The organism is Marinovum sedimenti, from assembly GCF_054052205.1.
Genome location: NZ_CM133223.1, coordinates 659,380 through 678,982, shown reverse-complemented (window position 1 = coordinate 678,982; position 19,603 = coordinate 659,380). Strand labels below are relative to the sequence as shown.

Sequence of the window (19,603 nt, the reverse complement as noted above, 5' to 3'; positions counted from 1 at the left end):
GTAATTGATGGGTGTTCCCAGTTAATGTCGCGCGGCGTGACTCATCGACCGGTGATGCGCCCGAACGCGGATAATCAGCGTTTCGATCTGCTCGGCAGAGAGCCCGGCGTCGCGGGTTTCGGCGCGGGTGAGCAGGGTAAGCAGGCCGGGTTCAACGATGATTTCATGGTCACGCGGATCGGCGGGCGTGTCGATTTGCGCCGGGCGCAGACTGGCGGCGGCTGGCGTTTCCTCGGCTGCGGGTGCGTCGGAGTGCGGCGCATCCTGGTCGTCGGCCTCGGCGAGTTCCGCCTCTGCTGTCACAGGCTCGGGGTCTGATTGCCCGGAGGCTGCAGCGGCGGGCACCGGCGTTGGGGCCTCAGTCTCGGGCTCGGCGGTCTCAGGGTCTACCGCCTCAGGCTCACCAGCCTCGGATTCTGCAGCGCCAGACTCCGCAATTTCAGGCTCAGCCGAGTGAGTCTCAGCCATCTGAGGCTCGGGCGCAGGCAAATCTGCGAGCGGGTCGAAGATAAGGTCTGACGCGTCTTGTGCCGGATCCAGAATCTCGGGTTCGTCTGTGCCGTCTGTGCCGTCTGTGCCGTCTGTGCCGTCTGTGCCGTCTGTGCCGTCTGTGCCGTCTGTGCCGTCTGTGACCTCGTTCGATATATCCGCCACAGGCTCGGCCTCGAGAGGCGGCTCCGGCGATTCTGGCAGCTCGGTCTCAAAAGCCGCGGGGGCTTCTGCAATATCCGCCTCGGGAGCGTCGTCGGTGTCACAGGCCTCGGTGTCACTGGCCTCGGTTGCGGTCAGTTCGTTCTGTGCAAAGGCCTCTTTGATCTCTTCCGGCTCGTCATCCCCAAGCCGTTCGGACATCGGTTTTTGCAGGAAATTGGGCAGATCAATTGTCACAGAGGCTGGTTCGGACTCGACAGCTTTGCCAATCTCAGCCTCATCAGCCTCATCAGCCTCATCAGCCTCATCACCGCCGCCGACCGCGTCACCAAGCGGTACGTCGGCCTCAAAGCGCTCTGCCGTCACATCCTCGGACAGGTCTTCATCAACCACCTGTGCATCCTCAACCGCGCTGTCTGCCTCACTGGCAAACAGATCCGCGATCTGTGCGGGGGCATCAGCCGTCGGCTCGGGCGCAGGTGTCTCAAACGCAACACGCCCTGCGAAATCAAGCACTTGTCCGGTGACAGGCTCGGGCAGGGGGGCATTGGGGGCAGGCGTCGCCTCGGACTGTTCAAGCAGACGCTCAAGGTCTTCATCCAACGGCGGCGACATCGAGGAGACGTATTTGATTCCATGTTCGCGCAAGACTTTTTGCGCGCCCTTGATCGTCATCCCGTCGTCATGCAGCAGCTTTTTGATCCCACCGATCAACGTCATGTCGGCGGGGCGATAATAGCGCCGCCCACCGGCACGCTTGACCGGTTTGACCTGACTGAACTTGCTCTCCCAGAACCGCAGCACATGCGCGGGGGTGTTCAGCCAATCGGCAACTTCTGAAATGGTGCGAAAGGCGTCGGGGGATTTGCTAGCCATCGCGCCGTGCTCCGATCAGCGCCGATTGCCAGCGGCAACCCGATCTTTCATCAGATGCGAGGGGCGGAAGGTGAGCACGCGGCGCGGCTCGATCGGGACTTCCTGACCGGTCTTTGGGTTGCGGCCCACGCGCGCAGCCTTGTCCCGGATCGAGAAGGTGCCAAACGAGGAAATCTTGACCTGTTCCCCGGCCACCAGCGAATCCGACATCAGCGTCAGCACGCGTTCGACCAGTTCAGCGCTTTCATTGCGCGAAAGACCGACTTCGCGAAACACCGCTTCGCTGAGGTCCATCCGTGTCAGTGTCTTGTCGCTCATTGGAAATCTCCCCGGGTTTTCCACAGCTTAGGCGGGAGAGTGAATCCGAGTCAATATCAACGATCTCGGGAATCGGCAAAAACCGGTGCAAAAACCGGTATTTACCAGCGCAGCACCACCGCGCCCCATGCCAGACCGCCGCCGATGGCCTCGGTCACGATCAGATCGCCACGTTTGATCTGGCCCCGTTCGACGCCAACCGACAGCGCCAGTGGAATCGAGGCGGCCGAGGTGTTGCCGTGGTCTTGCACCGTCACAACCACCTTATCCATCGACAGGCCCATCTTGCGGGCGGTGCCCTGGATGATGCGGATGTTGGCCTGATGCGGCACGATCCAGTCCACATCGTCCGAGCTTACCCCGGCGCGTTCCATCGCCTTGGTCGCGGTGCTGGCGAGTTTTTCGATGGCGTGGCGGAAGACCTCTTTGCCCTCCATCCGCAGATAGCCGGTGGTGTTGGTCGACACGCCGCCATCGACATACAGAATGTCGCGGTGGCGGCCATCAGAGTTGAGATCGGTGGCGAGGATACCGCGATCAGCGGCGGTGCCATCGCCCTCTTGCGCCTCAAGGACAAGCGCGCCGGCGCCATCGCCAAACAGCACACAGGTGCCGCGGTCGGTCCAGTCCATGATGCGGGAAAAGGTCTCGGCCCCGATCACCAGCACACGCTTGGCCTGACCCGACAGGATCAGCGCGTTGGCGTTGGTCAGCGCATAGGCGAACCCGGCGCAGACCGCTTGAATATCAAAGGCAAAACCGCCGGACATGCCAAGGTTGGCCTGCACCATCGTCGCAGCAGAAGGGAACGTCAGATCGGCGGTGGAGGTGGCGAGCACGATGGCGTCAATGTCATCCGCCACAAGCCCGGCATCGGCAATTGCGGCCTGCGCGGCGCGGGTGGCGAGATCCGATGTGGTCTGGCCTTCAGCCGCGAAATGGCGCCGTTCGATGCCCGAGCGGGAGCGGATCCATTCATCGGAGGTTTCCAGCGATTTCTCGAACTCGGAATTCTCTACGACTCGTTCCGGCAGGTAGTGCCCCACACCGATGGCCACCGCACGTCGCGTCATGTCTATTCTCCTGTGGCGGCGGGGTCTTTGGCCGGTTTGGCCACCTGCGCCGCGGCGGCAATGCGCGCCGCTACCTTTTCATTGAACCCGGCACGCGCCAGTTGGAACGCCAGCTTGACCGCAGCACTGACCGCCGTGGCGTCCGCCGATCCATGCGACTTTACCACAGTTCCGTTCAAACCCAGAAAAACACCACCATTTACACGACGCGGATCAATACGTTTTTGCAACCGCTTCAGCGAAGGCAGCGCCAAAAGCGCGGCAAGCCGTGACAGCGGCGAATACTTGAAGGCTTCCTTGAGGAAGTCGCCAATCAGACTGGCGGTGCCTTCGCCGGTTTTAAGCGCGATATTGCCGGTGAAGCCGTCGGTCACGATCACATCAGCACGGTCGCCGGGAATATCGCCGCCTTCAACAAAGCCGACAAACTCAAACCGGGCATGTTCGGCATGATCCCGGATCAGGTCATGCGCTTCTTTCAGGCCAGAGCGGCCTTTATGTTCTTCGGTGCCGACATTCAAAAGGCCGACACGCGGCAAATCAACATACAGGCCGTTGCGGGCATAAGAGGCCCCCATCAGCGCGTATTGCAACAGATCATGCGGATCGGCGCGCACATCGGCGCCCACATCCAGCATCACATTAAAGCCCTGCGGATTGCGCGAGGGCCACAAAACGCCAATAGCCGGGCGATTGACACCCGGCAGTTTGCGCAGCCGCACCATGGACAGCGCCATCAAGGCACCGGTGTTGCCGCAGGACACGGCCACACTGGCCTCGCCTGCGCGCACGGCTTCTATGGTCGACCACATTGACGTGCCCTTGCCATGGCGCATGACCTGGCTGGGTTTGTCGTGCATCGACACGACACCTTCGGCATCGCGAATCTCGCATCGACCGCGCAAGGATTTGCGGCGCTCCACAAGGGGGCGCAGCTCGGCCTCGGGACCGTGCAGGATGAAGCTCAGCTCGGGGTTTTTCCGTGCTGACTGATCAATCCCCGCAACAACAGGGCCGGGACCGCGGTCCCCGCCCATTGCGTCGATTGACAGGACAACCTTGGTGTCCCCCGGCCCGGCCTCAGCCGCAATCTGTCTCGTGCTCGCGGTCATGAGAGGGCCTTGCCTGGGAAATCTTAGGCTGCGTCGTCGTCCAGCTCGATTTCATCGGCCACGGCAACGACTTGGCGTTCCGCATAATGGCCGCAGGAGGGGCAGACGTGGTGCGGGCGCTTCAGCTCACCGCAGTTGTCGCATTCGTTCGGGTTGGCAGCGACCAGGGAATCATGCGCACGACGGTTGTTGCGGCGGGATTTGGACACTTTATTCTGCTGAACAGCCATGGCTCAATCTCTAGTCTTTTCTATGGGGCGCAAGTGAGCGCCCCCGGTTTCGGGTGGTTCCGGGCAGATACGCGCACATAGGCAGTACATACAACCCCAAATCTCTCAGAGGGCGCGAAAATACGACTTTTGGTCCTCCTTGCAAGCGATTCCTTTTTTGCCTGCAACGCCAAGGATTTGGCCGTATTTCCACTGATTTTCAGCCCACACCGCAGGCAAGATTACGCGTCATCCTCGCCGCTCAATTTGTTGCGCAGCGCGGCCAGACCGGCAAAGGGTTTGGTGTCTTCATCGGTCATCGGGGCCTTGCCCGGCTCTGTCACGGCCAGATTGCCCAAGGGGGGCGCATCAGTGGCGCGCGGATAGTCCGGCACGTTAAGCGCCAGCGCCTCGGTCATCACATCCTTCAGATTGATGTGGCTGGGCAGGGGCTCTGTCGTCACGTCCTCAGACATCTCGGTCTCGGCGCCTTCCTGCGCGAGATCGTCCCAGTCGGCGACATACCGAAGCACAACTTCGGTATCGATCCGCGTTGTCACCGGGGCCAGCGTCTGCACGCAGGGCTGTATAACCGTCGCGCCCAGAGTGGCGGTCAGGACAAAATCACGCTTGCCCCGGCCTTTGATCTCGCCCTCAAACTTGACTTTGCGCACGGACGTCGCCCCAAGCTCACGCGCCAGCGCGGCGCGCTCGGCCTCGCCCGGGATCAACTCAAAACGGTGCGGACGGTTTTGTGGCAGGGAAGACACCACCAGAACCTGGCGGCTATTTTCGGCTTTCTGTGACATGGAGTGCAATGCATCCTTTCTTGAACAGGGGGGCAACCTTCTGTAAACGAGATAAAAGTCAGGCAAGTGCAAAGCAAGAGGGCAGTAATGACAGGCAGATCCAATGCCATGCGCGCAATTTTTGCGTTGGCCTGTGCTGCCGTGCTTTCGGCATGCGTCGCACAATATCGCAATCATGGCTACCTGCCCAGTGACGAAGACCTGACAAATGTCATCGTCGGCGTCGACACCCGCGATACGGTGTCCGAGAACATCGGCGTGCCGGGCACCGCTGGCGTCGCCAATCAGGGCAACTACTATTACATCGGCAGCCGTGTGCGCAGCTTTGGCCTTTTGCCGCCGAAAATCGTTGAACGTGAAATCGTCGCGGTTGAATTTGATGGCACAGGGGTGGTGGAAAATATTTCGCGCTATGGCCTCGAGGATGGCCGCGTCGTCACGTTGAATCGGCGGGTGACGGAAACCGGCGATGGCGACATCGGCTTTATCCGCAGGTTGTTCGGCAATGTCGGCGGGCTCGATCTTGGCAATTTCATCGGCGAATAAACTGCGGCTCGGTGGGCACAGCCCGCACACCATTGGCGTTTGGTCATAAAGACTTCATACATGTCTGACAGCAGGGACGCGACCCGCTGTTCGGTCGTTGGTATGCAGGATGTTTCGGATGAACGCAGTGACCAGACGGCGCTATGGCGCGCGAACTGCCAGGACCCCAGAGGATATTGCCGCCGCGCAAGGCCTGCGGCATCTGGCGTTTCATGGCCAGCCCGGCATAGATGCCGACGCTTACGACAGCGCCTGCACCCATATCCTGGTCGAAGATCAGCGCGACAATCGTCTGGTCTGCTGCTTCCGCATCCTCCCCCTGACCGGCGGCACCCACATCGCGCAAAGCTATTCCGCCCAGTTTTACGAACTCTCGGCGCTGGCGGCCTACCAAGGCCGAATGGTCGAAATGGGCCGATTCTGCGTACACCCGGATGTCAAAGACCCCGATGTGCTGCGCGTGGCCTGGGGCGCGATGACCGCCTATGTTGACGAAAACGCCGTCGATCTGCTGTTCGGCTGCGCCTCGTTTCAGGGCACAGAGGCGGGCGACTACTACGATGCTTTTGCCATGCTTAAAGAGCGTCACCTCGGCCCCACGCGCTGGCGCCCCAAGGTCAAAGCCCCGAATGTTTTCCGCTTCGCCGCCCGCCTGCGCCGCAAACCCGACATGAAACTGGCAATGCGTCACATGCCGCCGCTGTTGCGCACCTATCTGATGATGGGCGGCTGGGTTTCGGATCATGCGGTGGTCGACCGCCAAATGAACACGCTTCACGTCTTCACCGGGGTCGAGATCGGCCAAATCCCGCCCGCCCGCAAGAAACTGCTGCGCGCGGTTGCGGGCTAAGCGCCCCCTCCGGTCTTCTTCTGTTCAAAAATACCTCGGGGGGCGGTCGCAGACCGGGGGGCAGCGCCCCCAATTCCGCCCGCGCAACGCAGCCACCGCTTGACCATTGCGCGCAGTCGAAATAGCTGCACTCCATGGCCCAGATACCCCTTCTCCAACTCTCCGACATCTCGCTGACTTTCGGCGGCGATCCGGTATTCGATAACCTTGATCTTGTGGTGCAAGAGCGTGACCGCGTCGCGCTGGTCGGCCGCAACGGATCGGGTAAATCCACCCTGATGAAGGTCATGGCCGGGCTGGTCGAGCCTGACCGTGGCGCCCGCGTCATCCCGCCGGGCAAAAGCGTCGGCTACATGGAGCAGGAGCCTGATCTGTCGGGCTTTGCCACCTTGGGCGACTTCGCCTCCAGCGCTTTGGAGCCGGGCGAGTTGTACAAGGTCGAGCGTGCCGGCGAGGGCCTCAAGTTCGATCCCGCACGCGCCGTGGAAACCGCCAGCGGCGGGGAACGTCGTCGCGCAGCGCTGGCCAAGCTGATGGCCGAAGCGCCCGATCTGATGCTGCTCGACGAGCCGACCAACCACCTTGATATCGAAGCGATCGGCTGGCTGGAATCCGAGCTGAAATCCACCCGCGCCGCCTTTGTTCTCATCTCGCACGACCGGGCGTTTTTGAATGTACTGACCCGCGCAACCCTTTGGATTGACCGGGGAATGACGCGGCGGCAGGAAAAGGGTTTCAGCGAATTCGAGGCGTGGCGCGACAAGATCTGGGACGAAGAGGATCAGGCCCGCCACAAGCTGGATCGCAAGATCAAATCCGAAGCCCGCTGGGCTGTTGAAGGCATCAGCGCGCGGCGCAAACGCAACATGGGCCGGGTGCGCGCCCTTGGCGAATTGCGCGACGAACGAGCCTCGCAAATCAAACGTCAGGGCGCGGCAGCGATGGCGCTTGAGGCCGGGCCGAAATCCGGACGCAAGGTGATCGAGGCGATTGAAATATCAAAGTCTTACGATGGAAAGCTCATCTGTCAGGACTTCTCGCTCAAGGTGCAGCGCGGTGACCGCGTGGCCTTTGTTGGCCCCAATGGCGTCGGCAAAACCACGCTGCTCAAGATGCTGTTGGGCGAGATCGCGCCAGACGCAGGCACCGTATCGCTTGGCACCAATCTCTTGCCCGCCGTGTTCGATCAGGCGCGCGCGCGCCTTGATCTGAAGGCAACCCTTTGGGACAACCTCACCGGCGACCCCGAAATGCGGGTGTCTGGCAAGGCAGATCAGATCATGGTGCGTGGCCAGCCCAAACATGTGGTCGGCTATCTCAAGGAATTCCTGTTCGACGAACGCCAAGCGCGCGCGCCGATTTCCTCGCTCTCGGGCGGCGAACGCGCGCGACTGTTGTTGGCCAAGATCATGGCGCGCGAAAGCAACCTGCTGGTGCTTGACGAGCCGACCAACGATCTCGACGTTGAAACCCTTGATTTGCTTCAGGATTTGCTGGCTGAGTATGACGGCACCGTGCTTTTGGTCAGCCACGACAGGGATTTTCTCGACCGCGTCGCCGCCACCACCATCGCGATGGAAGGCGACGGACGTGTGACGGCTTATGCCGGCGGTTGGAGCGATTATCAGGCGCAGAGACAGCCGGAAGATCAGACAGAAACAGTTGAAAAAGCAAAGAGTTACAAGGCGAAAGTAAAGCAAGACAAGAACTCTGCGTCCGGTCTCAGCTTTACTGAAAAGCATCGGTTGGAAGAGCTGCCTTCGGTGATTGAACGGCTAGAGGCGGAAATCGCGAAGTTAGAACAGCTTATGGCCGATCCTGAATTGTTCACCCGAGAGCCGATGAAGTTCAAGAAAGCCACGGAAGCCCTTGCGATGCGGCAAGAAAAACTGTCCGATGTCGAAGAAGAATGGCTGCTGCTTGAGGAGAAGGCGGGCTAGGCCGCGCATGGCGCAACCGATCTTCATAGGATCGCGCATCTATCGCGGGTCTTCTTATGGCGTCCAGCACCCGCTTTCGATCCCACGCGTGCCGACGGTGATCGACTTGTGCCGCGCGCTCGACTGGCTGCCCGAGGCGCAATATCGTGTGTCGCCTCGGGCCAAACCGGTGGCGCTCGCGGCGTTCCATACCCCTCGCTATCTCGATGCGCTTCAGACGGCAGAGGCGGCGCAGGCGGTGACGCCAGAGATCCGCGATCTGCACGGTCTTGGCACGCTGTCGAACCCGATCTTTACCGAGATGTTTCGCCGTCCGGCAACGGCCGCCGGTGGGTCTCTTCTGGCGGCTTCGCTGCTGTCTGACGGCGGCATCGTGTACAATCCCGGTGGTGGCACGCACCACGGATTTTCCGACCGGGCCAGCGGCTTTTGCTATCTCAACGACCCGGTGCTGGCCTTGCTGGCGTTTCGCGCGCAGGGGCTGTCGCGCATGCTTTATATCGACATCGACGCGCATCATTGTGATGGGGTCGAAGCCGCGCTGGCGGGGGCCGATGACATCCGCATGCTGTCGGTGCATGAAGCGCGGCGCTGGCCTTTTACCGGCGCGTTTGCGGATCGGGCCGGGGGCGCTGCACTTAACCTGCCGGTGCCGAAAGGGCTGAACGACAGCGAATTTGCCCGGCTGCGCGACCTCGTGATCTTGCCTACGATTGCGCGCCTTGATCCGCAGGTAATCGTGCTGCAATGCGGGGCCGATGCCGTGGCCGAAGACCCGCTGGCGCGGTTGAGCCTGTCCAACAACGCCCACCTCGATCTGCTCCGCGCGCTTATGCCTGCCACGCCTCGGCTGCTGGTTCTGGGCGGCGGCGGCTATAATCCGTGGAGCGTTGGGCGGCTGTGGACCGGGGTTTGGGGCACGCTGAATGGACGCGAGATGCCCGCAACGCTGCAGGGCGCGCCGCAACAGGTGCTCGAGGCGTTGACCTGGCATCGCCAGCGCGGGCCGGTGCCGGATTACCTCACAACCACGTTGCGCGATGTGCCGCGTCTTGGGGCGGTGCGCCCGGAGATCGAAGCTTTGGCGGCGGCTGGCGCGCAGATCGTAACGGACTGGGGATGGAGCGGGTGAAGGGAATCGAACCCTCGTCATCAGCTTGGGAAGCTACTGCTCTACCATTGAGCTACACCCGCAACGCTGCCTGAATACTGGTTCATCTGGCGCTCTGCAAGCCGTCAATTCATTGGTCGTCATCTGAGCCTTCGGTTTCCACCGAGGCCGGGCCGCCGAGGGCGGTATAGCGCCGTTCTGCCAGCCATTGCAGACGCTTGGCTTGGGTCAACAACACCCGCCGCAATCCCCCCTGTACCTTGCGTTCGGAAATCACCTGCGCCAGCCGCGAGAGCGTCAGCGCCCGCCTCGCAATGCGGAAATCGGGATGTGAGCGGATCCGGTGCACCTCGTCCGAGACCAGCCGAAACCGCAGCGACGGCGGCTTGGTCACGGTGACGGTCGGGGCAGGCGGGTCCTTTTCGTTGAGCACCGCCTTAAAGGTGCTGCCCGCAATCGCTTCTTGATACACGAGGTCTTCGAGCGCATCGAGATGCGCCTTGGCACCGGCATCGGTGGCCCCGGTTTTTTGAAACTGCGGCAGCGGCCAAACCTCGACCTCGAACACCTCGAACGGGTCAAGCACCGACATCGCCACCGCATCGGTGCGCTGGTTGGTCAGATGGCGGCGGATGCGGGTGCTGACCTTTTCCTTGGTCTGGCCGACATAAATCGGCTCGCCGTCATAGTCGAAAAAGGCATAGACTCCCCATTTGAAACCGCCAATCATTCGGGGTTGGCCGGTGATCGGGTCGTCGAACGCCTGGCTTAGAAACTGCGCGAGGTTCGCGCGCAGATCCGAGGTTTCGAAGGGCGGATCGCTGGTGTCGTCCGGGGTGTGGAGCTCAAGCCCCGCCGTTTGGAACAGATCAGGCAACAAGAGCCAACCGATTGCGCTTTAGCACCGGTTCGAAGATCGATGTCGCAAGGTGGCGCACCACCGGCACGGCAACCCCGTCACCGGCCAGTTTATACGCCTCGTTATACCGCTCGGGCAGCACATAGCTTTCGGGCAATCCCATAAGCGACGCCGCCTCGCGCGTGGACAGCAGGCGCGACCGCACCTTGGTGCCATCGACCACCATGATGGTCTGGCGGCTTGATCCACCAGCAGGGGTACGCAAACACCCGGCGATCTGATCAAAGCGCACCTCGGCGCGCTGGCGTTTCACCCCGTTGGCGTCGGGGCGGGTGCGGCGATAGATGGTGCCAACAATGCGGCCCTCGGCCTGTTTGGCGGCCTCAACCTTTTGGCGGTTGTGTTCGGTCATCATGTCCAAAAGGTATTTGGTTTCGGCCTTTGTGTGCCATTTCACGCCGGTCGGTTGGTCTTCGATCAAGGCGGCAAGGGTGGTGTTGCGCGCGGGCGGCACCGGCAGGGTCCACCACTGCCACCGCGCCGCTGCGGATTTCGACAACAGGTTGCAGCCTTCGATCAACGCGGGCGGATGCCACAGGGCACAGGGGCCATCGGCGGTCTGTGCCTCGGGGATGGCCAAGTCGGGCCGAATGCCGATCATAAAGAACCGCGGGCGCGATTGCGGCAGGAAGTGCACCGCATCCACCACCACCGCGCCAAAGCGATAGCCAAGCCCGGAAAACGCGGCGGCAAGCGTGGCAAAATCGCGGCCGCCATTGCTGGTGATCGCGCCATAGACGTTTTCCAGCGCAATAATCTTGGGGCCGCGCCCCTCGGCATGCAGCCCGCGCATCAGTTGCCAGAACGGCTTGAACATACCGCTGCGCTTGCCCGCTAGGCCCGCGCCATTGCCCGCCAGCGACAGATCCTGACAGGGGAAGGAGGCCCAAACGAGATCGGCGCTGCCCGGTAGATCCGCAAGCGTCACCTGCGCCACGTCGCGCAACAACAGCTCGCGCCCGCCGTGGTGATTGGCGCGGTAGCTCGTGGCTTTCTTGGCGTCGATGTCATTGGCGAACAGGCAGGACCACTCCGCCCCAAGGCCGTATCCGGCCATGCCGCCGCCGGCAAAGAAATCGTAGTAGGTGTGCGGCATTGTCCCTCCGTCGCTAGATGTTGAGTATCCCAAGGCGCGGGCGATTGTCCAAGGGTAACATCAGGTGCGCCGAAAATCTGCTTGGACTATGCCGCAAACCGCAGTGCGCCGCAAGAACGAATGCGGAACAGATGGTGCCGCGCGCGGTGGGCGCGCGGCACATTGCAGCGTTACTGTTTCTTCATCGCATTCATCAGGGCTGCGCCCAGCGCGCCTTGGCTGTTTTCGCGCGCAGGTTGGCTTTTGGGCGCGGCCGTGCGCTTGCCCGCGCCGCCGCCCTTGGACCGCTCTGCCGGGGTAGGTTTGCCACCGCTGCTTTCGGCTCCGCCCTGTTTACGCATGGTCAACCCGATGCGTTTGCGCGCGACATCGACCTCGGTCACCCGCACGCGCACCACATCACCGGCTTTCACCACCTCATGCGGGTCTTTGACAAAGCGGTCCGCCAATTGGCTAACATGCACCAAACCATCCTGATGCACCCCGACATCGACAAAGGCCCCAAAGGCCGCGACGTTGGTCACTGTGCCCTCCAGCGACATGCCGGGTTTGAGATCGGTGATCGCGTCGATCCCCTCGGCAAAGCTCGCGGTTTTAAAGCTTGGGCGGGGGTCGCGGCCCGGTTTTTGCAGCTCGCTCAGGATGTCCTGTACCGTTGGCAGACCAAAGCTGGCATCGACGAAATCCTCGGCGCGCAGTCCCTTAAGCAGCTGTTCCTGCCCCATGATCTGACGGATGTCGCGCCCGCAGGCCTTCACGATCCGCCGCGCCACATCATAGGCTTCGGGGTGAACCGAGGAGGCATCAAGCGGCTCTTTGCCGTCCCGAATCCTCAGGAACCCGGCGCTTTGTTCAAAGGCTTTCGGCCCGACACCGGCGACCTTCAACAAGGCTTTGCGCGAGGCAAAGGCCCCTTGGGTATCGCGATGCGCAACAATCGCCTCGGCCAGCCGCGTGCTCAACCCGGCGACATGCGCCAATAGCGGTGCCGAGGCGGTGTTGAGATCAACGCCCACCGCGTTCACCGCATCCTCGACCACAGCTTCCAAAGCAGTGCCGAGACGGCGTTGGTCAACATCGTGCTGGTACTGGCCGACGCCGATACTTTCGGGGGCGATTTTCACCAGTTCGGCCAGCGGATCTTGCAGACGCCGCGCAATCGACACCGCGCCGCGCAAGGATACATCTAGATCGGGGAATTCCTTGGCCGCCAGTTCCGATGCGGAATAGACCGAGGCCCCGGCTTCGGACACCACAACGCAGGTCGGTTTTGGGCCGGACGGCAGCATTTTCAGCGTGTCGCCGGTGAATTTCTCAGTCTCGCGGCTGGCGGTGCCATTGCCGATGGCAATCAGCTCGACACCATGTTTGCGCACCAAGTGCAGCAGTTGTTCCTCGGACCCGCGTACATCGCGACGGGGCGGGAAGGGGTAAAGCGTGGCGGTGTCGAGCACCTTGCCAGTGGCATCCACAACGGCCGCCTTGACCCCGGTGCGGATGCCCGGATCAAGGCCCAACGTCGGCTTGGCACCGGCAGGCGCGGCCAGCAGCAAGTCCTTGAGATTGCACGAAAACACCCGGATCGCCTCATCATGGGCGCTGCGGCGCAGATCGGCGAGCAGGTCCATGAACATCGTCAGGCTCAGCTTGACGCGCCAGGTCCAGGCCGCAGCGCTGCGCAGCCAGTCGTCGCCCGGCCCCACGCCGGGAATACCAATGGCGCGCGCGATCATGCCGGTGGCGCGCTCTGGCCCGGTTTCGGGCTCGGGCTCGATCGAGACCGTCAGGATGCCTTCCTTTGAGGCGCGCAGAATCGCCAGCGCGCGGTGGGCGGGGATGTTGGACCATTTCTCGCTGTGGTCGAAATAATCCGAGAATTTCGCCCCCTCGGCCTCTTTGCCCTTTTGCACCTTGGCCAGCACCAGCGCCTCTTTGTGCATAAAGTCGCGCAACCGCCCCAAGAGGTCAGCGTTTTCCGACAGCTCCTCGGCCAGAATATCGCGCGCGCCTTCCAGCGCGGCTTTCACCGTCTCGACGTTTTCGCCAAGGAAGCGCTCGGCCAGCGCCTCGGGCTTGGACTGTCGACCGTCGAGGATGGCGCGCAGCAATGGCTCTAGCCCGTTTTCGCGCGCAATCATCGCCTTGGTGCGGCGTTTGGGTTTGTAGGGCAGATAGATGTCTTCGAGCACCGCCTTGCTGTCGGCCTGGGTGATCTTGCGGGCAAGGTCAGCGGTCAATTTGCCCTGACCCTTGATCGTGTCGAGGATCGTCGCGCGGCGGGCCTCCATCTCGCGCAGATAGCCGAGGCGTTCGTTCAAATTGCGCAGTTGCGTGTCATCAAGCCCGCCGGTGACTTCCTTCCGGTAGCGCGCGATAAAGGGCACTGTGGCGCCTTCGTCCAGAAGCGCGGTTGCGGCGGCCACCTGATGGGGGCCCGCGGCAATCTCGGTGGCGATGATGCGGGCAATCCGGTCTGCGGTCTGGGCCGCGGAAGGGGCTACGGAAGAGGCGGGGGTCTGGTCCAAGGCATGCTCCTCGTGATGCGGGACCAAAGACATAGCGGCCCCATCGATGCCGCGCCAGCCCCTGTGCTGCAAATTCGCGCCAAACCGCTGAAGGGATTGGTGCGGGTTGGGTCAGGGCCTTGGGGGTAGGGCGGCGGTGTTGCGTGCTGCGGCGTCGCGCACGGATTGAATCGTGGCTTGCAGCTTTTTGCGGTTCAGCGGCTTGGACAGGAAGTCATCCATGCCGGCGTCGAAACATTTGCGGGCTTCTTCCTCCATCGCGCTGGCGCTGAGGCCATAAATCGTTGTCTCTCGCGGCGGGCCGTCAAGCGATCTGATCTGGCGGGTGGCTTCGAGGCCGTCCATGATTGGCATCTGCACATCCATCAGAACAAGGTCAAACGGCATGGCCGCCACCGTATCGATGGCCGTTTGCCCATCGCCCACCACCACCGAGGTGTGGCCCAAGGCCTCGAGCATCGCGCTTGTGACCTCTTGGTTGATAACGTTGTCGTCCACGACCAGAATATGCAGAGCGCGCTCTGGCGCGTCTGGATCGGCAGGCGCGGTGATTTGCGCCACCTCGGGCAGAGGGGCCGCAAGGCTGGCGAGAAGGTCGCGGCAGTGGATCGGCTTGAGCAGCAGCGCGGTGTGCGGGGCCTCGGTCCGTTCGGTCGATGTGCTCAGGATCACCCGAGGCACGGTTTTGAAAGGGCCACGGTCCAACCCGTCTTGCCACTCTCCGAGCCTGCCCGGATGATCGGGCGGCGCATTCAGGAGGAGACGCGCAGGCGCAATATTCGCGGCGTGCAGAGCATCGATGCTGGCGAAAATGCGCAGATCGTACCCGTATTCGGTGAGGGTGCGTGCAATCAGCGGGCCATCAGGCGCGGAATCGTCGTCGAGCAGGGCCAGCAGTCCGGGCGCTTCGCGGCGCTGAATAACGCCGTGCTGCGCGGGATCGGCAATCAGGGGCAGGGTAAACCAGAACGTGCTGCCAACGCCGGTTTGACTGCGCACGCCAATTTCGCCGCCCATCGCCTCGATCAACATGCGCGAAATCGCGAGGCCAAGTCCGCTGCCGCCAAATTTCTTGGTGGCGCCGCTGTCGACCTGGGCAAAGCGGCCAAAGATATTGTCCAGCTCGTCTTCCGGAATGCCGATGCCGGTGTCGGAAATCTCGACCCGGATCCAATCCGCACCGGCATCGTCGGACGTCTGGCTGGCGCAGACACAGATGCCGCCGGTTTCGGTGAACTTGGCGGCATTTCCTGCAATGTTCAGAATGACTTGGCGTAGCCGCTCGCCATCCCCCAGAAAGCCGCCGCTCAAGGCAGGATCAACATGGCTCTGGATCGAAAGCTGTCGGTTCTGCACGCTGGGGCCAAGGATGTCGCAGACGTCTTCGATCAGGTCGATCAGCACGTAAGGCGCAGAGCGCATCGACATGCGCCCGGCATCAAGCCGCGAGAAATCAAGGATATCGTCAATGATCGAGCCCAGCGCCTCGCCGGAAATGCGGATGGTATCGACCAGCCGCCGCTGGTCCGCATCAAGGTCCGTCGCGGCCAAAAGCTCCACCACCGGGATGACCCCGTTCAGAGGGGTGCGGATTTCATGCGACATGGTGGCGAGGAACTGCGATTTTGCTTCGGTGGCTTGCTGCGCCTTGTGGGTCGCCTCGGTCAGTTCGGCCTCATTGCGGCGAATGCTCTCGCGCATGTTGCTGAAACTTTCCGACAGGGTGCCAACCTCATCCTTGCCGGTGGGCGGCAGTACGGCGGCGTAATTGCCGACCGAAATCTCGCGCGCGGCATCCGACAGGATCTTGAGCCGTCGGATCACCAGACTTTCCATCACCAGCCAGATCACCATCAGCAAGACGATCACCAGCGACAGACCCAACAGCCCAAGATTGCGCGCCACCCCCGTAAGCCGTTGCAAATCGGTGGAGAAATCCACGGTCAGGGCAATTTCGCCAAGCGATCTGTCCTGAAAGGTGATGGTCTTGGTGGTGCTCCAATACTGCGCGTGGTCCGCCTCGACAGGCGCGAAAAACGGATAGATCAGCCGGCCTTCCGCGTTTTCGAGCCTGATTTCCACCCAGTTGTCCCGGCTGTTCATCAACGAATCCAGCGTCTCATGGATCCCGGCAAACTGGTTGTTGAGCAGGAACGGCGTCAGGCTCTTGCCGATCACATCCAGCTGCCGGTCGGCTTCGCGCGACAGCACGCCAATGCTTTGCGCATTCAGCCGGGGCACCCAGACGTGAACAAAGATCAGCCCGGACGCCAATGCAATCAACAGCATGGAGCCGAGTACGGTCGACCTCAGGTTCGGTTGGAACCTTGCCAGCATCACTCCTCGCTCGGTTTTACAACATAGGCCTTCAGATTGGCGTCGCGCAGCGGTTCAAAATCTTGCACAGTTGCGACCGCGATCTGCCGGATCGGCACCTCGGCCAGCAGGGCGCGGCCTTCTTCGGTTTCGCCCAATTCCAGAAACGCGGCGCGCACGGCCTCTTGGACCTCGGCCGGCACGCGGGGGTGGGCGACAACCGGATGCGGCGCAACCTCTTGCGTGCGGTGCAGAATGCGCAGCCGGTCACGGATTTGCGGATCTTGGCGGTTGAACGTGCCCATCACACCGCTGGCGGCGTCAGTCTCACCAAAGATCGCGTTAAGATAGGCCGAGGTATGCGTGGCCACAAAACTGGCCTCAAAGTCGATGCCATAGACCAAGTCCAGCTCGGCCCGCATCAGCAGCGAGGCGCCAAGCGCGTTGGGTGCCGGAAAGGCGATCTTCTTACCGTCGAGGTCCTGGACCGACTGCACCGGGCTGTCGAGCGGCACTGCAAGAATGCCAAACAGCTTGCGCCCGGCGTCATTGACCAGCGGGACATAGCCTTGCGACTCAAGCGCCATCAGCGAATGATAGGGGTTCATATAGGCGAAGTCATAAGCGCCATCGTCAAAGGCCACTTCAAATTCCGGAATGCTCGGCGCGCCGATCATCTCAAAATTGTGCCCGGTGGCGTCAGACAGTTTCTCAAGGATCGGGGCCCAGATCGTGTTGAGCCGCAGCGCCTCGAATTGTGGAACAACGCCAAAGGTATAGGTCTCTTGCGCCGCCGCCTCAGACGCAACGCTGGCCCCGGTCGCAACGCCGACACCGGTGGCGACAGTGGCCCCCAGGGTCAATGCCAGCGCAATGCCTCGAATTTTCATGAACTTTTTCATCATTTCACCCTACCTTCGATCTCTATGGTCTTACGTGGCAAGTTCTAACGAATAGTTAGCCAAGATTTCTTGCATCGGATGAATAGAGTTGGTCTCTTTCGTATAGCACATCACGGGCAACGCGATACTGGCATGCGCGCCTGACCGGCCTATCCGTGTGGCGCAAAACGGCGGGTCTCGGCGGTCGATTGCTCGGATGACGTGCAGAGCCCTTGCCGCTGGCGGGTGTTGCCGGGTAAGTACGCCGCAGAAAAACGCCAATCGAAACTATGCCGGGAATGCCAAAGTGCCCCTCATGACAGCAATTCGCCTGCCCGCCGTGGCCCTGACCGGATTTGCCCTGCTTGCCGCCTGCGGCCAATCCGAACCCAAGGCCCCGCGGCCCTCGGGCAAAGAGGTCGACTGCATGGCGCGCGCGATGTATTTCGAATCCAACCGCTCAAGCCGCGATGGCATGATCGCTGTGGGCACCGTGGTGATGAACCGGGTCAAATCGGATGCCTTCCCCAACACGGTCTGTGGCGTGGTCGGCCAGAAGAACCAGTTTGCCCCCGGTGTGATGACCAAACCGATGCGCGACAGCGGTGCGCCTTTGGCGTTCGAGTCGGCGCGGGCGGTGCTGAGCGGCGAGCGTCATCCGATGGTGACCAAGGCGCGGTTTTTCCACGCGGCCTGGTATCACGCGGCGTATAACAACATTCATTACGTGGTGACGGCGGGCGGAAATGCGTTTTATGAAAAGCGCAAACCGGCGAACGTCACCCGGCCTTCGCCTTTGCCGCCGACCGAGGGCATCACGGGCTAAGCCTGCGCCCGTCGGGCCAAAATCACCGCCGCGTCGCATCTGTCTGTTCCGTTTAATCCCGCGACGGTTTACACCTGTCGCTGAGGCAAAAAACAGGAGCAGACAATGCGTAAATCAATCCTGAGCGCGCTGGCAATGCTGGTGGCGAGCACGGTTCTAAACGTCGATCCCGCGTCGGCGGCATCCTTGGGCCGGCACGAGGTTTACGGCGTCGAGGGCGAGGATATGCTCAAGATGCGGGCCGGGCCGGGCACCGGCTATATCGTGATCCTTGGCTTGCCCAATGGCACGGTGGTGCGGGTCAAAAGCTGTCAGCAAACCGGTAGCACGCGGTGGTGCAAGGTCTCCTTGGACCGGGCGCGCCGGATCGAAGGCTTTGTGTCCTGGGCCTATCTGCGCGAGATGTAAACCGGCGGGCCAGTGACGGGGCCGAGGCACCGGAAACGCGGTATCCCTGATGCGAAATATCGACCATCATCGGAAATAACTGTGCCGCACTGCGCTGAAAGACCCGTCACAAGGCCCGCAATTTGCCCCGAAGCCCCCAAGATGCGAGCCGTTTGCCATTGCTTGCGCGCCGCGCGGCGCGCTATGCCCAGCCTGCCAACCTCTGTGCAGTCGTCCCCTGAGCTGCCCGACACCCCAAGGAATACCCCATGACCAAGTTTTGCCTGACCGTGACCTGCGCCTCGCAGCGCGGTATTGTCGCCTCGATCTCGACGTATCTGGCGGACAAGGGCTGTAATATCACCGACAGCGCCCAGTTCGACGATTCTGACAACGGACAGTTCTTTATGCGCGTCAGCGCCACGGCGGAAACCGGGGCCGATCTTGACGATCTGCGCGCCGGATTTGAGGCCATCGCCACGCCGTTTGACATGACCTATGACTTTCACGACCAATCGACAAAGATGCGGGTTGTGATCATGGTCTCGCGCTTTGGCCATTGCCTCAACGACCTGTTGTACCGGGTCCGCATCGGCGCGCTGCCGATCGAAGTGGTGGCGGTGATTTCCAACCACATGGATTATCAAAAGGTCGTGGTGAACCACGATATCCCGTTCCACCACATCAAAGTGACCAAGGAAAACAAACCCGAAGCCGAGGCGCGGATCATGTCTGTGGTCGAGGATACCGGGGCAGAATTGATCGTGCTCGCGCGGTATATGCAGATCCTGTCGGATCAGATGTGCCAAAAGATGTCGGGGCGGATTATCAACATTCACCACTCGTTCCTGCCGTCCTTCAAGGGGGCGAACCCGTATAAACAAGCCTATGAGCGCGGCGTGAAACTGATTGGCGCGACCTCGCATTATGTCACGGCGGATCTCGACGAAGGCCCGATCATCGAACAGGACATCGTGCGGATCACCCAGGCGCAAAGCGCGTCGGATTACGTCTCGCTTGGGCGCGATGTTGAGGCGGGCGTCTTGGCGCGGGCGATCCATGCCCATGCCCACCACCGGGTGTTTCTCAACGGCAATAAAACCGTGATTTTCCCGGCGTCGCCCGGCAGCTACAGCTCTGAACGCATGGGCTAAGACC

Annotated in this window: 18 protein-coding genes and 1 tRNA gene; 7 read left to right on the top strand and 12 right to left on the bottom strand. The window is 61.7% G+C overall.

All coding sequences use genetic code 11. The features are described 5' to 3' along the window. Positions 1–21: 21 nt before the first annotated feature. From ACW9UO_RS03275 to ACW9UO_RS03250, 6 genes are all read right to left on the bottom strand, one after another. Positions 22–1,527, bottom strand: coding sequence for a MerR family transcriptional regulator (locus ACW9UO_RS03275; RefSeq protein ID WP_457087558.1), 1,506 nt, complete (start codon positions 1,525–1,527; stop codon positions 22–24). Positions 1,528–1,542: 15 nt separating this feature from the next. Beyond that, on the bottom strand, positions 1,543–1,845 hold the full coding sequence (gene ihfA, locus ACW9UO_RS03270) for an integration host factor subunit alpha (RefSeq protein ID WP_457087557.1): 303 nt from the start codon (positions 1,843–1,845) through the stop codon (positions 1,543–1,545). Between the two features lie 101 nt (positions 1,846–1,946). Continuing rightward, entirely contained in the window at positions 1,947–2,918 is a 972-nt protein-coding gene (locus ACW9UO_RS03265; protein WP_457087556.1) for a beta-ketoacyl-ACP synthase III, read from the bottom strand. Between the two features lie 2 nt (positions 2,919–2,920). Continuing rightward, a complete protein-coding gene (gene plsX, locus ACW9UO_RS03260; RefSeq protein ID WP_457087555.1) occupies positions 2,921–4,030 on the bottom strand; it encodes a phosphate acyltransferase PlsX in 1,110 nt (369 codons plus the stop codon). Between the two features lie 23 nt (positions 4,031–4,053). Next, positions 4,054–4,260, bottom strand: coding sequence for a 50S ribosomal protein L32 (gene rpmF / locus ACW9UO_RS03255; protein ID WP_457087554.1), 207 nt, complete (start codon positions 4,258–4,260; stop codon positions 4,054–4,056). Between the two features lie 221 nt (positions 4,261–4,481). Continuing rightward, positions 4,482–5,048 carry a YceD family protein gene (locus ACW9UO_RS03250; RefSeq protein ID WP_457087553.1) on the bottom strand — a complete coding sequence of 189 codons (567 nt, stop codon included), beginning with the start codon at positions 5,046–5,048 and terminating at the stop codon, positions 4,482–4,484. Between the two features lie 87 nt (positions 5,049–5,135). Here ACW9UO_RS03250 and ACW9UO_RS03245 point away from each other — a divergent pair, with 87 nt between their 5' ends. From ACW9UO_RS03245 to ACW9UO_RS03230, 4 genes are all read left to right on the top strand, one after another. Continuing rightward, the gene (locus ACW9UO_RS03245; RefSeq protein ID WP_457087552.1) at positions 5,136–5,594 is read left to right on the top strand and encodes an outer membrane protein assembly factor BamE; all 459 of its coding nucleotides are present in this window, start codon (positions 5,136–5,138) and stop codon (positions 5,592–5,594) included. Between the two features lie 118 nt (positions 5,595–5,712). Continuing rightward, the gene (locus ACW9UO_RS03240) at positions 5,713–6,444 is read left to right on the top strand and encodes a GNAT family N-acetyltransferase (protein WP_457087551.1); all 732 of its coding nucleotides are present in this window, start codon (positions 5,713–5,715) and stop codon (positions 6,442–6,444) included. Between the two features lie 134 nt (positions 6,445–6,578). Then, a complete protein-coding gene (locus tag ACW9UO_RS03235; protein WP_457087550.1) occupies positions 6,579–8,384 on the top strand; it encodes an ABC-F family ATP-binding cassette domain-containing protein in 1,806 nt (601 codons plus the stop codon). A 7-nt stretch (positions 8,385–8,391) separates the two neighbouring features. Then, positions 8,392–9,516 (top strand): acetoin utilization protein AcuC, encoded by a 1,125-nt coding sequence (locus ACW9UO_RS03230; RefSeq protein ID WP_457087549.1) that lies wholly within the window; start codon positions 8,392–8,394, stop codon positions 9,514–9,516. On the opposite strand, the gene ACW9UO_RS03225 is transcribed toward ACW9UO_RS03230, so the two are convergent. From ACW9UO_RS03225 to ACW9UO_RS03200, 6 genes are all read right to left on the bottom strand, one after another. Further along, positions 9,505–9,578, bottom strand: a tRNA-Gly gene (locus ACW9UO_RS03225). The two genes, ACW9UO_RS03230 and ACW9UO_RS03225, sit on opposite strands and share 12 nt — an antisense overlap. Before the next feature lie 47 nt (positions 9,579–9,625). Further along, complete coding sequence (locus tag ACW9UO_RS03220) at positions 9,626–10,372, bottom strand: GIY-YIG nuclease family protein (RefSeq protein ID WP_457087548.1); 747 nt, start codon at positions 10,370–10,372, stop codon at positions 9,626–9,628. Beyond that, a complete protein-coding gene (locus ACW9UO_RS03215; protein ID WP_457087547.1) occupies positions 10,365–11,510 on the bottom strand; it encodes a DNA cytosine methyltransferase in 1,146 nt (381 codons plus the stop codon). Before ACW9UO_RS03215 ends, ACW9UO_RS03220 begins: the two co-directional genes overlap by 8 nt. Positions 11,511–11,680: 170 nt before the next feature. Continuing rightward, positions 11,681–14,035, bottom strand: a complete 2,355-nt coding sequence (locus ACW9UO_RS03210; protein ID WP_457087546.1) for a Tex family protein — start codon at positions 14,033–14,035, stop codon at positions 11,681–11,683. A gap of 111 nt (positions 14,036–14,146) precedes the next feature. Then, on the bottom strand, positions 14,147–16,324 hold the full coding sequence (locus ACW9UO_RS03205; protein WP_457087545.1) for an ATP-binding protein: 2,178 nt from the start codon (positions 16,322–16,324) through the stop codon (positions 14,147–14,149). Between the two features lie 47 nt (positions 16,325–16,371). Next, a complete protein-coding gene (locus tag ACW9UO_RS03200) occupies positions 16,372–17,241 on the bottom strand; it encodes a phosphate/phosphite/phosphonate ABC transporter substrate-binding protein (RefSeq protein WP_457087544.1) in 870 nt (289 codons plus the stop codon). Between the two features lie 307 nt (positions 17,242–17,548). On the opposite strand from ACW9UO_RS03200, the gene ACW9UO_RS03195 reads away from it, so the two are divergent. From ACW9UO_RS03195 to purU, 3 genes are all read left to right on the top strand, one after another. Next, entirely contained in the window at positions 17,549–18,058 is a 510-nt protein-coding gene (locus tag ACW9UO_RS03195; protein ID WP_457087543.1) for a cell wall hydrolase, read from the top strand. Between the two features lie 105 nt (positions 18,059–18,163). Next, entirely contained in the window at positions 18,164–18,466 is a 303-nt protein-coding gene (locus tag ACW9UO_RS03190) for an SH3 domain-containing protein (protein ID WP_457087542.1), read from the top strand. Between the two features lie 248 nt (positions 18,467–18,714). Further along, the gene (gene purU / locus ACW9UO_RS03185) at positions 18,715–19,599 is read left to right on the top strand and encodes a formyltetrahydrofolate deformylase (RefSeq protein ID WP_457087541.1); all 885 of its coding nucleotides are present in this window, start codon (positions 18,715–18,717) and stop codon (positions 19,597–19,599) included. The last annotated feature ends 4 nt before the right edge of the window (positions 19,600–19,603 follow it).